The following is a 15,303-nucleotide window of genomic DNA, read 5'->3' as shown; positions in this document are numbered from 1 at the left end:
CGCATTAAACCAAATGCCCCGCATTAAACCAAATGCCCCGCATTAAACCAAATGCCCCGCATTAAACCAAATGCTCCGCATTAAACCAAATGCTCCGCGATAAATCAAATGCCCCGCATTAAACCAAATGCCCCGCGATAAATCGACGGGGCTACTTTAGGCTTTATACTCAATACACAATACTCAATACTCAATACTCAATACACAATACTCAATACACAATACTCAATACACAATACTCAATACTCAATACACAATACACAATACTCAATACTCTCTACTACTTCTATATCTCCTCAAAATCCACATCTTTTATCCACCCCTGATTGCCGCTGGCGATTGTAACTTCGTACCACTCACCATCTTGAGATAGAATACTCACCTTTGTGCCGGCATGAAGTACAAATACATTGGTGGAACCCTCACGGGGTTCGCTCTTGATATCAACTTTATCGGTAAAAACTACTCCTGAAGTGTGGGTATTGCGATAAGTGGCTGCAGATTGAGCCAGCGCGATGGTTAATGCCATGAGAAAAAGGCAGAGTATTCCGGTAAAAAATCCAAAACGGCGAATATTACGACGTGGAGAGACGTAATAAAGAAGGAGCAGAACCACAGCAAGAACAGCTAGCCCTATTGAAACCCATGCCCAACCATCAGGACCCAGACCATACCTAAATTCCTTCCACCAAATATTTGCTTTGCTTTGCGGAAGATTGTCAATACGGTCAACTATCATAGCGTTAACCAGACGAAGATTATGCAAAACATCGACATTGGAAGGGTCAAACTTCAGTGCACGCTCGTAGTGTAATATGCTTTCTGGCAGCTTATCAAGCTTAAAATACGTATTGCCCAGATTGTAATTAATGGTTACACCTTGCTTCTCTTCGGCAACTTGATGATAATACTCAAGCGCCTCAACATAATTGCCGGTTTTGTAAGCTTCATTAGCCTGATTAAAAGCGGCTTGTGCAGTAGTTCCTTCTTTGGCAAAAGCATTAAAGCCGATTAGAATAAACGCGATTATGTAAATTAGCTGCTTCATTTTATTCGGCTATCGAGTTTAGAAATTAACTTAACAGTCTGGTTGTAAAATTCGCGGTTGCTCATTTCTGCTACGGCTGCAAATCGCGCCATCTCGCAGGTTTCTATGGTATCTGAAAGCTCGTGAATTAAACCATCGTCAATATTCCGTTCTTTTAGATTTTCAACGATAACCTGGCGCGAAAGCAAACTTCCGGGTATGCCCAGCTTATCGCTCATATAGCCGTAAAGTGCCTTAAATATCTCAGCGTAAAATTGCTTGCTATCATCTGCTTTCAAAGCTTTTTCGGCCATTTTTAACCGGCGACGCGCCATTTTATTTGCCTTGCGGCGACGCGTTCCCTGCACATCATCCAGCTCGGTAGCACGTTTTTTTCTAAAGGCAAGGAATAGAATAAATCCGATAAAAGGAGCTCCTATTCCGGCATAATAGCCCATTGACTTAAAGAACTGTTTGTTTTTGGATTCCAAAGATGTGGCAAGTGTGTTTATATAGCGAATATCTTCCGTAGTTTGTTTAACTATATTCTGTGATCGCTGTCCTTTGGAGACCGAGGCCGCGCTACCGGTAACCTTTATTGGAAATGGCCCTTCGCTTTTGGTTACAAACGCTTCTTTAGCCGGGTCGAAATAGGTGAATATAATTTCCGGAATTTCATAGTCGCCGGGATAGCGGGGAATAACCAGATATTGAAAGCTGCGGCTGCCGGTTACTCCAGCTCCGCTTACATTTATGCGGTCTTTCGTTTCGGGATCGTAGGTCTCAAAATCGGGAGGAAACTTTAATTCAGGCTCTTTTATGAGGCTAAGGTTTCCGCTTCCGCTAATGATTATTTTGAGGTTTATCGCTTCGTTGGCAGGCAGCTCTGTACGGTCAATATTTGCCGAAAAAGTAAATTCGCCCACAGCGCCATTATACGATTCGGGTACTTTCCCCGGAAGGGGCATCACCTCAATGGTAGGCGAATTACTCGCCATATTCACTTCTTCGCCGGGGTTTAAAAACGATCGGTTTACGTGCGATGAGATCGTTAATGGATCGATTTGAATCTTGCCCGTGCGCTGTGGAAAAAGTATTTGGCGCTTGAGCACTGCCTTACGGTATGGCACACCGTTTACCATCTCGTACTCACGCTCCCAGCGCGCCTGCTCTGTTTTTAAATCTTCTGTCCAGAATCCGGCGAGCCCCGGAAATTTGGTGCCTTCAATATCAATATTTCGAAAGCGGGTAAGAATAACGTAAGTAGCCGTAATTTGCTCGCCGAGATATACTTTGCGCTTGCTGAGCTGTATCTGCACTTTTAAATTCTCGTTGCTCGTGTTGCTGGCACTTTGGTTACTTTGATTTTGATTTCTGTTGGTTTGTGGAGCACGTGAAGAGGAGCCTTCTATGACTTTCACCGTAATGGATTCTGTTTTAAATCTCTTTCCATTTACCAGTGCTTGAGCGGGGTCTATGGTAAATTCGCCTTTTGACTTTGGGCGCATGGTGTAAGAGAGCGTAATAGCACTGGTTTGCTCGCCATTTACTATTCGGTAATTTGATGAGCGCGACGGGCCAAAAACTACATTAAAGTCAGCCAAAGATGGAGGCGTAATATCGCCTCTGCCATTTTCGAGAGTTATTTGATAAGAAAACACATCGCCGGTACCTACAGGATTTTTATCTACTGTGGCGTAAAAAGCAGTTTCCTGTGCCTTTGCGGCAAATACCGAAAGACAGGCAAATAGTAGAAAAATGATATGATTACCAGTTTTTTTCAATCTTAATGGGCTGTGCTTTAACTTTTTTCTTGTTCAATTTATCCTGTAAGTCTTTCTCCTGTTTTGCTAATGCTTCAAGCATTTTTTCGGCATCCTCTTTAGAGAGTTCATCCTTTTTCTGCTCTTGCTTTTCCTGATCTTTTTGTTCGTCTTTTTTCTGGTCTTGATTTTCTTTTTTCTCGTCTTGTTTCTGGTCGTCTTTCTTATCCTGATCTTGCTGCTGATCTTGCTGTTGCTGTTGTTGCTGCTGCTTTTTCATGTGCTGGGCATAGGCAAGGTTGTACCGCGCATCTTCGTCGGTAGGGTCTTTTCGCAGCGCTTCTTTGTAAGCATTTATTCCTTTGTCGACTTCGCCACTCATCAGCTGTGCATTTCCCAAATTGTACTGCACTTTATTTACTTTAGTAGGATCTTTTATCTCTTTGGCTGCTTTTTCAAATTCGGCGGCAGCCTGCTTACTTGCTTTTTGTGCTTCTTCGTAAATGGCTTTTTTTGCGGCTTCGTCGGGAGCAGTGGCAACGCCTTCCAAAATTTTGCGTGATTCGAGCAAGTAGCTATTTCCCAAATTAAATTGCGCTTCCTCAAAGTTAGGATCAATTTTTAAAGCTTTAGTGTAGGCCTCACGCGCAGCATCTAAATTGCCTTCGTTTAAGGCGCTGTTGCCTCTATCGGTCAAGAGCTTGGCTTTTTGCGCCTGAGCCAACATTCCCGGGAGGGTAAGAATCAAAATGATTATTAGTTTTTTCATATCAATCAAATAAGTTTACTTCCCGTGCTATCTTTCCTTTTCGTTCCCGAATAAAGAATTCTAACAAAAGAAAGGCGAGAGCCAGAGCCAAAAACAGCTGAAACCGATCTTCATATTCCGAGTAAGATACGGAACCCATCTCGGTTTTTTCAATGGAATTTAATTCTGCCAAAAGCGGCTTTAATCCCACCTCTGCATTTGAAGCGCGGATATAAGAACCATTTCCGGCATCGGCAATATCTTCAAGCATTTCTTCATTTAGTCGCGACATTACGATAGTTCCTTCGCGGTCTTTCAGAAATCCGTCTTTGCGCCCACGATCGTAATTGGGAATGGGTGTGCCGTCTGTCGATCCCATTCCGATGGTATAAACTTTTACGCCTTTGTCACTGGCCGCTTTCGCGGAAGCGAGAGGATCATCTTCGTGATTTTCACCATCGGTTATCACGATAATGACTTTTTGTGCAGGCGTCTCAAAGTCAAAACTTTCGAGCGATAAATCAATCGCGGCGCCAATGGCAGTACCCTGCACCGGAACAATATTGGGGCTGATGGATGAAAGAAACAATTTACCGGCGCTGTAATCATTTGTAATGGGTAGCTGCACAAAGGCTTGACCTGCAAAAACAACAATTCCAATGCGGTCGCCGTGCAATTTTTCGAGTAGCTTTTCGATAGATCGGGTGGCAAGCGTAAGGCGATTTGGCTTCAAGTCTTCGGCCATCATACTATTGCTCACATCTACAGCGAGCATGATATCGATACCCCGTACTTTTGCCTCGCTCATTTTAGAGCCCAGCTGCGGATTGATCAATGCCATAACGAGAAAACCGGCAGCCAGCCGCCAGAGAATGTACTTTATACTGGCATTTACACTCGAAATATTTGGCAAAAGCGAAAAGAGAAGCACAGGATCGCCAAAGCGACGCAGCCTGTAATTTTTATTGATAGATGTAATTGTAAAAACCACAAACATAAGCGGCCCGGTGAGGAAGAGCCAAGCCAAGTCTGGTTTTTCCCAACGCAAGCCGGGCAATGCTTTCGAAAGCACAAAATAAATGACAAGGAAGGCCGACCAGAACATGATTTCCAAGGCGATGGCGGTAATCATCATTCCAAAAAGATTATATCTCGCTCTTTTCTCCATCAGGGTAGTGTTTGTAAAATGAGTGATCTGAAGAAGAATTCGCCTAAAAGCAAACCGGCGCCAAAAACGGCAAACCAAAAGAACTCTTCGGCGTGGCGGCTGTGCTCGGTAACATTAATTTTGGTTTTTTCAAGCCTGTCTATTTCCTGGTAAATATTCGCAAGAGCGGCACCATCTGTAGCTCTGAAATAGCGTCCACCGGTCATTTCGGCTATTTCTTTGAGGCTTTCATCATTGATATTTACATCGGTATATTCAAATCGGTAGCGCCCATCTGGATATATCCCCACCGGCGATAAGGCTTTGCCGCGGGAGCCTACACCAATGGTGTACACGCGAACGCCATATTCGCGGGCGATTTCGGCGGCGGTAACCGGCGCAATTGATCCTGCATTGTTGTCACCATCGGTAAGCAGAATTACAACTTTGCTCTTGGCTTCGCTTTCGCGGAGGCGGTTAACCGAATTTGCCAAGCCCATACCAATAGCCGTTCCCCCTTCAACCATACCCGGATTAATTTGTTTTAGTAAGTCAATCAGCACTTTATGGTCTGTGGTGAGGGGGCATTGCGTAAAACTCTCGCCCTCATACACCACCAGCCCAATACGATCGTTTGGTCTTTCTTTTATAAAGTCTTCGGCTACCTCTTTTGAGCTTTCAAGCCTGTCGGGTTCAAAGTCGCGCGCCAGCATAGAAACCGAAATATCCATCGTTATTACAATGTCTATTCCTTCGGTAGTTACATCTTGCCAGCTCAACTCTGACTGTGGGCGGGCTAGAGCAATAATCAAAAGTGCAATTCCTGCTGAACGGAGCAAGAAAGGGAGTCGCACCAGCGTGTTGTTCCAGTTTGTTTTACTTAGCTGATCGTAGGTCGACAAATTTATTTTTGGGTGTCGCCTTCCGGCAGATAGCCACTCATAAAGACCCAAAACGGGAATTAGGAGCAGGAACCAAAATATCCAGGCATCCTGAAATTTGTATTGGTCTTTAAGCCAATACCACAATGCCGCAGCTACGATGCTGCCCAAGATGGCAAATACCAAAGCTATTTTTTGCTGTTTACGCATCGCTTTCAGGTTTTTCTGTCGGTTCTGCTGTCGGAATGGTATTTTGCACAAACTGAATAGCATCGTTTACTGCCGCCGTATTTTCCTGTTCGTCAGGCGTTTCTTTGGCAAACTTCACCATATCGGCTCTAAAGAGAATTGTGCGCAATTTTATCATTTCTTTCTCATCTATTCCGCTGTATTTCAATGCGGTGATGATTTGTCTCGTGGTAAGCTCGTGCGCCGGAATTTGATAAGCAACTTCTAAATAATCGCGCAGGGCATCGGTAATTGCGGTATGGTATTCCTTGATTTTTCCGCGTTTGTAAATCTTTTCTTCTCTGGTTTTGGTCAATGCTTCAAGCGCCAATTCATGCGCAGGTCGGGCGGGTTGTGCCGGTGGAGCTTCGGGTTTTGCTTTTCTTCTTTCGTTGTATCTTACAATCAGCAAAACAAGAATAGCGATTAAGGCAGCGGCGCCAAGTGCAATTACCGGATATTTCCAATAGACTTTTACGTAGTCCATAAAATTTACATCGACGGTGTATATGCCGCGATCGCCCATTATACCGCCTGTTGTGTCAATCTCTACCGTTTTAACGGTTAGCAAAAAAGCTGGTGTTTCTTCCGGCTGGCCGTTAATTATAAATTCAAAAGGGCGTATGGCGTAAAAACCAGTATCAAAACTTGTAATATAAAGTGTTTGCTCAAGGCGAATGGTACTAACACCTTCGCTCGATGCCAGGGTATCTATTTTCGATTTTCGAACTACTTCTACCTTATTAACCAGCGTATCGCCAATATTCGGAAACTGTACTTTGGCGGGATTCGACTTGTTAATCGGGTAAGAAAGTTTTAATACCGCTTGCTCACCAATCAAAATTTCGTGCCTGTCTATAACTGCATCAGGGCGTTGCGCAAATGCCGCCACACTTGCAAAGCAGGACAAAAGAAGGAAATATGTGCGTAGCAGTTTTATCACGATCTTTTGCTAAATAAATTTCTCAGAGGTTTTATATACGATTCGTTGGTGGCAATATTTGCCACATCCACACCGGCTCTTTTGCAAGCTTCTTTTATGTGAACCTCTCTCATTTGTGCGCGCTCTGCATATTGTTGTCTTAGCTTCCGCGAATTGGTGTTTACCCAATTCATCTCGCCCGTCTCTGGATCAGAAAAAAGTACCCTGCCTATTTTTGGCATCTCATTTTCGCGTCTGTCATAAATATTAAGTGCCACCAGGTCGTGCTTTTTATTGGCAAGTTTCAGACTGGTTTCATAATCGTTGTCTAAAAAGTCGGTAATTAAAAAAGCGATACTTCGTTTTTTGACCACATTGTTGAGGTAGCGCAGCGCCATTGAAATATCTGTTCCCGGATTTTCGGGTTTAAACTCAAGCAATTCCCGAATAATGCGAAGGATGTGGGTTTTTCCTTTTTTGGGTGGAATGAATTTCTCGATTTTATCGCTGAAGAAAATCACGCCTATTTTATCGTTATTGGTTATTGCCGAAAAGGCCAGTACGGCACATATTTCGGTAATAACAGATTTTTTAAGCTGCTCAACAGAGCCAAAGCTATCGCTTGCAGAAACATCTACCACCAGAATAACCGTAAGCTCACGCTCTTCTTCAAAAATTTTGATGTACGGAGTGCCCAAACGCGCGGTCACGTTCCAATCTATGGTGCGCACTTCGTCGCCCACACTATATTCACGCACTTCGCTAAACGCCATTCCGCGTCCCTTGAAAGCCGAGTGGTACTCGCCCGAAAAAATTTGATTGGACAGTCCCTTCGTCTTTAACTCAATGCGCCTAACTTTCTTTAATAGTTCTGCGGTATCGGTTGCCATTACGTTTTATTAAGGAACTTCTACGGTGTTTAAAACCTGATTTATAATATCTTCCACAGAAACGTTTTCTGCTTCCGCCTCATAGGTTAGTCCTATTCTGTGTCGCATTACATCGGGCGCTACGGCGCGCACATCTTCAGGTATTACGTACCCGCGATGATTGATGAAAGCATAAGTTTTTGCTGCCAATGCCATGCTGATGCTTGCACGCGGCGAGGCGCCAAAGCTTATAAGGTCTTCAAGTCCTTCCAGCTTATAATCTTTCGGATTACGCGTTGCAAAAACCAAATCAACAATGTATCGCTCTATCTTTTCGTCCATATATACTTCACGCACTGTTTTTCGAGCTCTGAGAATATCCTGCGGGTCAACAACCTTCTTTGTTTTTGGAAATGGGCTTGTGCCTACGCTATTGCGAATAATGATTGATTCTTCGGCGTGCTTCGGATAGTCTAAAACTATTTTTAGCATAAACCTGTCAACCTGTGCTTCGGGCAGGGGGTAGGTACCTTCCTGCTCAATAGGATTCTGGGTGGCAAGAACCATAAAGGGCTCTGGCAGCATAAACGTTTCGCCGCCGATGGTAACTTGGCGTTCCTGCATCGCTTCAAGCAATGCGCTTTGCACTTTTGCCGGTGCGCGATTAATCTCATCTGCCAATACAAAATTGGCAAATACAGGTCCTTTCTTTACAGTAAATTCCTGATTTTTTGGGCTGTATATCATTGTTCCCACCACATCGGCAGGGAGTAAGTCGGGGGTGAATTGTATGCGGCTAAAGTCAACATCTATGGCTCCGGCCAATGCTTTAATGGCAAGGGTTTTAGCGAGTCCGGGTACACCTTCGAGCAAAATATGTCCATTGGCAAGCAGTGCAATCAGTAGCTTTTCAACCATATCATGCTGGCCCACAATCACTTTTTCCATTTCGAGCTTGAGCAAATCAAGGAAAGCACTTTCCTTTTGGATTTTCTCGTTGAGCGCTTTGATATCGGCGGTAGCATTACTTGCCACCGGTGTGGGTATTTCGGAATTTTCCATTTGAGATATTGAGCCTGTACCTGTGTTTGGTGTTTCTGTATTCATTCTGCGAATCTATTACTTTAATGTTAAAAACCAGCTCTTTCACTTTGCTGGCTTCAACGTAAAAATTAACAACGCAAAAATCTTAATAATGCGTTTTTAAAGTGGGTGTTTGCCAGTTAAATGATGTTAAGCACGCGGCTTTGAGGCTGTTAATATATTGTATTTAGTCCTTAGTCTTTAGTTCTTAGTTTTTGGTACTGACGCTAATGACGATAAATGTCATTATGTTCCATACGGTCAGTATCTACGATTTTTGGTTTGTGCTTGCCTGAAATTGGTTGTCATTGTAAGGTGATGGATGGTTTTGGTAGAATTTGTCTGAAATGACGGTTTTTGAATGTCGGAAATGACGGGAAATGGTACCTCCGGGGCGGGGAAACCTTAGTTGCACCTTAGTTGCACCTTAGTTGCACCTTAGTTGCACCTTAGTTGCACCCTAGTTGCATTTTCTTTGGATTGGGGTTGAAACAGGATTGCAATGGGGATTTTCAGATCAACTATTATTTCATCATCACTCCTTCACAAACCGTGCATACCCCATTTTACCATCACTTCCCGTAAACTGCAAAAGATAAACGCTAGACGGTAATGAGCTAACATTGATTTTCGCATTGTTTGATTGCAAGATACTGCTTCCCAGGTTTTGACCTACAGCATTAATCACATCTATGCGCGTACCGGGTGAGGCATTGTTTATGTAAACAACCTCATGCGCTGGATTGGGATAAACCCGTATTTCTTCAAATCCATTTATAGCTTTTATGCCAACCGGCCCAAGTGCATCTATGGTAATGCATACCGAGTCTGCACCGCATTGATTAAAAGCCGTAGCACAAACGGTATAAATCCCACTTTCGGCAAAGAAGTGGTAAGGGTTAAAACCGGAGCCTGTTTGGCCATCGCCAAAATCCCAGATTACGCTATCCGCATCTGTAGAGCCGGTATAAGCAAAGTTATAGCCTGCCTGGTTTGGAATAGTATCGTAAGTAAAAAGTACGGTGGGCAGCGGGCAATAACAAGAATCTGTACCAAACTTGGCGATAAAACCCTCTTGAGTACCGGTTTGATTGTAGAGGGTGCCATCGCCAACGTGTAATTGACCACTGAAGTGACCCCCAACGTAAAAGTTGCCTTGGTTGTCGGCGGTGAGAATGGAGGGGATTTCCACACCGACAGGTGAACTGGTTAAGCTGTGAAAACTTTCGGGCAAGCCATCACCCGAGGCATCGAAAAGGGCAAGAAAGACATTATACCCCTGGCTATCGCCACCTGTAATATCCTCGCCTACATCTCCCCAAGTAATTAAACTACCCCAATTTCCGGTAACTGCAACTTTGTTATTTGAATAGGCGGTTGCCTTTCCGTCACAACCCACATTTGTAGATGCATTAGTGGCATAAACCACATTGCCCATTGAATCTATTTTAGCAAATATTGGAAAACCTTGTGGTCCGAGCGTATTCTCAAATGTAAAATCGCCAAAGCTAAAGCCATTCCCTGAGCCTCCGGCGACATATACATTTCCAAATTCATCTACCGAAGGTTTACCTGCAAATCCTGACTGACCACTAGTACCCGGGAAACTATCATCTGTCGATATCCTCCAATTCACAAACCCGGAACTATCAAATTGGACGACATAATTTTCAGCGGTGACTTCCTCGCCACCGAAAATGACAATATTATCTTCATCGGAAAGATACCCAGACATATAAAATTTTCCTGTGTGGTGGTCTCTGGTAAGCCTGTTACTAAATAAAAAGCTTCCTGAATAATACACATCGAGATGAAAGCCACCAGTGCAGTTTCCGTTGCGGTCGTATTTTAAGATGTGCAGGTTGTCGCTACCGTTGGAAGTACCTTCTTGAGTGGTTTCATAAGCTCCATTTCCATAGGTTCCCGGGGGGAGCTTGCTGTATATATAGCAATCACCATTGGGTGAGACCTCCATATCTAAGGGGCCTGCCAATTGAATGTTGGTTATATCAATTATTGCAGTATCCTCCGGCATTTGAAACCATTGAAAATCACCTTGTGAATCGTATTTTGTTAAAAAGAATCCTTTGTTGGTATACCCTGAAATAACAGTATCATTACTGATATTAACATCATAGTTTCCCATTGCAGAGAATCTACCAACGAGATATACACCGCCAAGAGTGTCGGTTCCCACATACGAAGCTACATCACTACTTTGTCCTCCAAATGTCTTTGTCCAGCGATGGTTACCAGCACAGTCAAAGCTAGTCAATGCAATATCAGCAAGACCATTACTAATAAAAAGTTCTCCATCTATTTCGTAATTATCTTGCAATGACCAAGTAACATAAGAGTTCCCGTAATTATCAACTGCAATATTTCTGGCATTAAACCGCACTTCCTGCCCCCACTGCCAGTCGGGTTGGGCGATAAGGCTTGTAGCAGAAAGTAGAAAAAAAAGAATATAGGGTATACGTATTAAATTTTTCATGTGAGTATCGGGCTAGTTTGAAACATTTAGTTCAGTTTTCGGGCAACGAATCCTTTATGGAGGAATAGTAGTTTTTGATTTTTCAGTAAAATTGACTTCCACCGGGTTCGATGGTACCATACATCCATATTGGTCAGAACCCATTACCCAATACAATCCGGGCTCGGTTACCTCAAAATTTGGAGAACTCACCTCGGTGGTTAACTGTTTATTTCCTTTATACCATACAAATTTTGTTGGATTCGCATAAATAAAAGTATAATAGCTCAAGGTGATCGATTTGCCAAAAGGTTGAGGTGACTGAGGAGTTTGGATAATGTCAGGCTTGATCACTCCGTCCCAATTTTCGTTGCCCATGATCTCTACATACTCACCCGAAGTGCTTATACAGCCATAGTTATTGATTGCGGTGAGGGTAACCCAATAAAAAGTTCCGGCAAAATCTGATCCAAATACCTTATCCGTATTTGCCTGGTGATTCGTAGAGCCATCTCCGAATTCCCAAACATAATTTAGCCCCGTGGCCGGGTAGCTTAAGTTATTAAAATGGACGGCTACATCGCTTACACACGCTGGTTTAAAAGCAGATACAGCTTCAAAATAAGCAACCGGCTTAGCGGGCAAGTTCAACTCTACCAGTGTAGTGCAAGGTGGCGCAGCAGGGGTTAGGTTACTGTAAATGATCTCTCTAAGCTGATAATTGGCTGCCGGGAGTTGCACTCTTGCGCTTTGTGCATTCCGGGGGGCTGTGATGGTTTTCCAAGCTCGACCATCTTCCTTATAAGCGTAGATGTAACGTATATGTCCTTCTTCCTTTGGGAAAATTAAAGAATGATCATAGAGTACAATATTATAAAAGTTTCCGCTGTCACAACTAACTTCGTAGCGCATATCGCCAATAAAAGGTACATAAACAGTTTGATCAAATATTTTTAAACAAGTGCCATCAGGCTCAACGGAATACGAAATAGGATATATTCCCGGTTTTGTGAATGAAGCTGTTGCCGTAGCATTTATTCCGGTGGTAAACCGGGTATTTATGGCCTCGTCGGGAAACGTCCATGTCTCGTTAGTAATCTTTAATTTATTTGGCTTGTACTTTATATTTACTTGTGCAATACCACAATCTAAAATGCTGCTTCTTGATTCGTTTAAAGAAGGTTCAGGACAATTACTGCCATTACAGTTCTCAACAACAGATACCGTATTCGAAACACCTTTACATCCATTACCATCTTCGACTACAACATGATAATCATCAAATTGATCCATATCCCAAGTGCTACAATTGGTACAATAGGGTAGATTTGAAACTGATGGGCCATGCCAATCATAATTTGTGATATCAGTAAATTTGTTTGTAATCGTTGCTGTTAACGTATTTGAAATAGAACCGCATCCGGTAATGACACCTGCTGGTGAAAGCAGCGCTATGGGTGAAGGGTTCACGGTTATTGAATCGGCATGCGATACCGCCGTTGCAAGGCATCCTTCGGGGTTAACAATAGTGACCACCGGCTTGTATTGAACCACGCTGTCGTTATTCGGATAGCTGTGTATTGCATTGACTTGGTGTGATGTGCTTCCGTCGCCAAAACCCCAAGTCAGTTTATCATAATTGAGCGGCCGTGGCGTAATGTTGAAATTAAGGGGCTCACCTGCACAGATGGTTCCAGCGTTAGTTATAATCGTATAGTCAGGAATATTTGCTACACGGATGATCAGCGTATCGCGTTTTATTTCTTTACACTTGGTTATGGCCACTATTATCCCCACGCTATTGGCCTTGCCTCGGACATTATTAAACAATACCTCAATATTTGGAGTGTACTTTCCCGCTACAATACTTCCCATTGCTGGGTCTGAAATTTTCCATTGGTAGAGATCGCCGGCGGTGTAGTCTATGTCAAAGCTCCATTGAGAGCTTCCGCATATAGTGAGATCGGCGGGGGCGTTTGTAGTTATGGATATGGATGAAGGAGGGGGATCATCACAGGGAAAAGCTGCTTTGGCATTCGTACGCGTAGATTGCACGTGTAAAACAAGCGAAACCAGATTGCCGATGAGAAAAAATAGCGTAGAAGGGATTTTGTAATACATATCTAAAATTTTCTTGTCATGTCTAAATAATTTCACTCCTTCACAAACCTACCATACCCCCGTTTACCATCATTACCCGTAAGCTGCAAAAGATAAACACCAGGCGGTAAGGTGCTAATATCTATTTGGGACGGGCTTGATTGCAATGAGTTGCTATGCAAGATTTGACCTACAGCATTAATCACATCAATACGCGTACCGGGTGAGGCATTGTCTATGTAAACAACCTCATGCGCTGGATTGGGATAAACCCGTATTTCTTCAAATCCATTTATAGCTTTTATGCCAACCGGCCCAAGTGCATCTATGGTAATGCATACCGAGTCTGCACCGCATTGATTAAAAGCCGTAGCACAAACGGTATAAATCCCACTTTCGGCAAAGAAGTGGTAAGGGTTAAAACCGGAGCCTGTTTGGCCATCGCCAAAATCCCAGATTACGCTATCCGCATCTGTAGAGCCGGTATAAGCAAAGTTATATCCTGCTTGATTAGGAATGCTATCATACGAAAAAAGCGCTGCAGGCAACGGACAATAACAAGAATCTGTACCAAACTTGGCGATAAAACCCTCTTGAGTCCCGGATTGGTTGTAGAGCGTGCCATCGCCTACGTGCAGCTGCCCGCTAAAATTACCGCCGACGTAGAAGTTGCCTTGGTGATCCGCTGTTAGTAGAGAGGGGGTTTCAACGCCTAGTGGTGAACTGGTTAAGCTATGAAAACTTTCGGGTGTTCCATCGCCTGAGGCGTCGAAGATACCTAGATATAAATCAAAGCCTTGACTATTCTCTGCAGAAGTACTTTCCGCATTACCCCAAATTAAAGTTCCCGCATAACTTCCCGAAACACCAATTTGCGAATTTGTCCATGCAACACCTTGACTATAGCTATCATTAATAGATGACGCATTGGTAGCATATACAACATTGCTCATTGAATCAATCTTAGCAAATATCGAAAATCCATTATTATCAAGCGTATTTAAAAATGTAAAATCTCCTAAGGTGTTAGTGTTATAAGAATATCCAGTAATATATATATTACCTGAATCATCTACTGAAGGTTTGCCAATAAAGCCAGTTGGAAAATTATCCACATCACTAGATGAAATTCTCCAATTCACAAACCCCGAGCTATCAAATTGAACGACATAATTTTCAGCAGTTACCTGCTCGCCACCAAAAATGAAAATGTCATCCTCAATTGTGAGATATCCTGACATGAAGAACTGACCGGTGTAGTGGTTTCGAGTTATCTCGTTATGAGCTATTAGACTGCCAGAATACCAAATATCGAAATGTACCCCACCCGTACAATTTCCGTCACTGTTGTATTTTAATGCGTAAATATCCTCCCCCCCTTGAAGTGTCGCATTATATGTAGCTTCAAATGCCCCATTTCCGTAAGTTCCGGGAAACAACCTGCTATACACATAACAATCACCATTGGGGGCCACATCCAATTCAATAGCTGCTCCAAGTTGCAAGTCATCAGGAAAATTAAAGATAACTGTATCTTCAGGCATACGCAGCCATTGAAGAATTCCTTCTGTATCGTATTTAACTAACAAAAAGCCTCTTTGACCAACAGAGACGGTTGTGTCATTGTCAATGTCAGTGCTATAGTTTTCTTGGCGAGCACCGTTAATATTACAGGCAAGATATACTCCTCCAAGTGTATCCGTGCCTAAGCCCCAAGGAACATCACTGCCTGAACCACCAATGATTTTCGTCCATCGGTGAACGCCATTGCAATCAAAGCTGGTCAAAGCTGCATCCGATGAACCATTGCTAATAAAAAGTTCTCCATCTATTTCGTAATTATCTTGCAATGACCAGGTTACATAAGAATTCCCATAGGTATCAACTGCAATACTTTGGGTATTAAACCGCACTTCCTGCCCCCATTGCCAATCGGGTTGGGCTACAAGGCTTGTAGCAAAAAGTAGAAAAAAAAGAATATATAATGAATGTTTTAATTTTTTCATGATTGTGGAATTTAAAAAGTAGAATAAATATCTTCCGATACGGATATAAAACCGCA

The 15,303-nt window shown here is 43.1% G+C and carries 11 protein-coding genes; all 11 read right to left on the bottom strand.

The window, feature by feature from the left end; genetic code table 11:
- Positions 1-286: 286 nt before the first annotated feature.
- The 11 genes from G3O08_RS19290 to G3O08_RS19240 all read right to left on the bottom strand — a co-directional run bounded on the left by G3O08_RS19290 (position 287) and on the right by G3O08_RS19240 (position 15,247).
- The gene (locus G3O08_RS19290) at positions 287-1,048 is read right to left on the bottom strand and encodes an SH3 domain-containing protein (protein ID WP_163287090.1); all 762 of its coding nucleotides are present in this window, start codon (positions 1,046-1,048) and stop codon (positions 287-289) included.
- Positions 1,045-2,811, bottom strand: coding sequence for a BatD family protein (locus tag G3O08_RS19285; RefSeq protein WP_163287089.1), 1,767 nt, complete (start codon positions 2,809-2,811; stop codon positions 1,045-1,047). Before G3O08_RS19285 ends, G3O08_RS19290 begins: the two co-directional genes overlap by 4 nt.
- Positions 2,795-3,559 (bottom strand): tetratricopeptide repeat protein, encoded by a 765-nt coding sequence (locus G3O08_RS19280; protein ID WP_163287088.1) that lies wholly within the window; start codon positions 3,557-3,559, stop codon positions 2,795-2,797. The genes G3O08_RS19285 and G3O08_RS19280 overlap by 17 nt, the downstream gene beginning before the upstream one ends.
- Before the next feature lies 1 nt (position 3,560).
- Positions 3,561-4,706 (bottom strand): VWA domain-containing protein, encoded by a 1,146-nt coding sequence (locus tag G3O08_RS19275; protein WP_204336950.1) that lies wholly within the window; start codon positions 4,704-4,706, stop codon positions 3,561-3,563.
- A complete protein-coding gene (locus G3O08_RS19270) occupies positions 4,706-5,776 on the bottom strand; it encodes a vWA domain-containing protein (RefSeq protein ID WP_163287087.1) in 1,071 nt (356 codons plus the stop codon). The genes G3O08_RS19275 and G3O08_RS19270 overlap by 1 nt, the downstream gene beginning before the upstream one ends.
- The gene (locus tag G3O08_RS19265) at positions 5,769-6,737 is read right to left on the bottom strand and encodes a hypothetical protein (RefSeq protein WP_163287086.1); all 969 of its coding nucleotides are present in this window, start codon (positions 6,735-6,737) and stop codon (positions 5,769-5,771) included. The genes G3O08_RS19270 and G3O08_RS19265 overlap by 8 nt, the downstream gene beginning before the upstream one ends.
- Positions 6,734-7,606, bottom strand: coding sequence for a DUF58 domain-containing protein (locus tag G3O08_RS19260; RefSeq protein WP_163287085.1), 873 nt, complete (start codon positions 7,604-7,606; stop codon positions 6,734-6,736). The genes G3O08_RS19265 and G3O08_RS19260 overlap by 4 nt, the downstream gene beginning before the upstream one ends.
- A 9-nt stretch (positions 7,607-7,615) precedes the next feature.
- Positions 7,616-8,647 carry an AAA family ATPase gene (locus tag G3O08_RS19255; RefSeq protein ID WP_204336951.1) on the bottom strand — a complete coding sequence of 344 codons (1,032 nt, stop codon included), beginning with the start codon at positions 8,645-8,647 and terminating at the stop codon, positions 7,616-7,618.
- Between the two features lie 556 nt (positions 8,648-9,203).
- Positions 9,204-11,162: a PKD domain-containing protein gene (locus G3O08_RS19250; RefSeq protein ID WP_163287084.1), complete on the bottom strand. Its 1,959-nt coding sequence runs from the start codon at positions 11,160-11,162 to the stop codon at positions 9,204-9,206.
- Between the two features lie 54 nt (positions 11,163-11,216).
- Entirely contained in the window at positions 11,217-13,262 is a 2,046-nt protein-coding gene (locus G3O08_RS19245; RefSeq protein ID WP_163287083.1) for a hypothetical protein, read from the bottom strand.
- 32 nt (positions 13,263-13,294) lie between these two features.
- On the bottom strand, positions 13,295-15,247 hold the full coding sequence (locus tag G3O08_RS19240) for a T9SS type A sorting domain-containing protein (RefSeq protein ID WP_163287082.1): 1,953 nt from the start codon (positions 15,245-15,247) through the stop codon (positions 13,295-13,297).
- Positions 15,248-15,303 lie beyond the last annotated feature (56 nt).

Source organism: Cryomorpha ignava, from assembly GCF_010686655.1.
Lineage (GTDB): Bacteria > Bacteroidota > Bacteroidia > Flavobacteriales_D > Cryomorphaceae > Cryomorpha > Cryomorpha ignava.
The sequence above is the reverse complement of the archived record's forward strand: the minus strand, read 5'-3'. Positions and strand labels throughout refer to the sequence as shown.

Coding starts and splice junctions, on each gene's coding strand:
- G3O08_RS19245 (WP_163287083.1), bottom strand. CDS start 13,262: ATGTATTACAAAATCCCTTCTACGCTATTTTTTCTCATCGGCAATCTG.
- G3O08_RS19270 (WP_163287087.1), bottom strand. CDS start 5,776: ATGCGTAAACAGCAAAAAATAGCTTTGGTATTTGCCATCTTGGGCAGC.
- G3O08_RS19240 (WP_163287082.1), bottom strand. CDS start 15,247: ATGAAAAAATTAAAACATTCATTATATATTCTTTTTTTTCTACTTTTT.
- G3O08_RS19290 (WP_163287090.1), bottom strand. CDS start 1,048: ATGAAGCAGCTAATTTACATAATCGCGTTTATTCTAATCGGCTTTAAT.
- G3O08_RS19255 (WP_204336951.1), bottom strand. CDS start 8,647: ATGGAAAATTCCGAAATACCCACACCGGTGGCAAGTAATGCTACCGCC.
- G3O08_RS19275 (WP_204336950.1), bottom strand. CDS start 4,706: ATGGAGAAAAGAGCGAGATATAATCTTTTTGGAATGATGATTACCGCC.
- G3O08_RS19280 (WP_163287088.1), bottom strand. CDS start 3,559: ATGAAAAAACTAATAATCATTTTGATTCTTACCCTCCCGGGAATGTTG.
- G3O08_RS19250 (WP_163287084.1), bottom strand. CDS start 11,162: ATGAAAAATTTAATACGTATACCCTATATTCTTTTTTTTCTACTTTCT.
- G3O08_RS19260 (WP_163287085.1), bottom strand. CDS start 7,606: ATGGCAACCGATACCGCAGAACTATTAAAGAAAGTTAGGCGCATTGAG.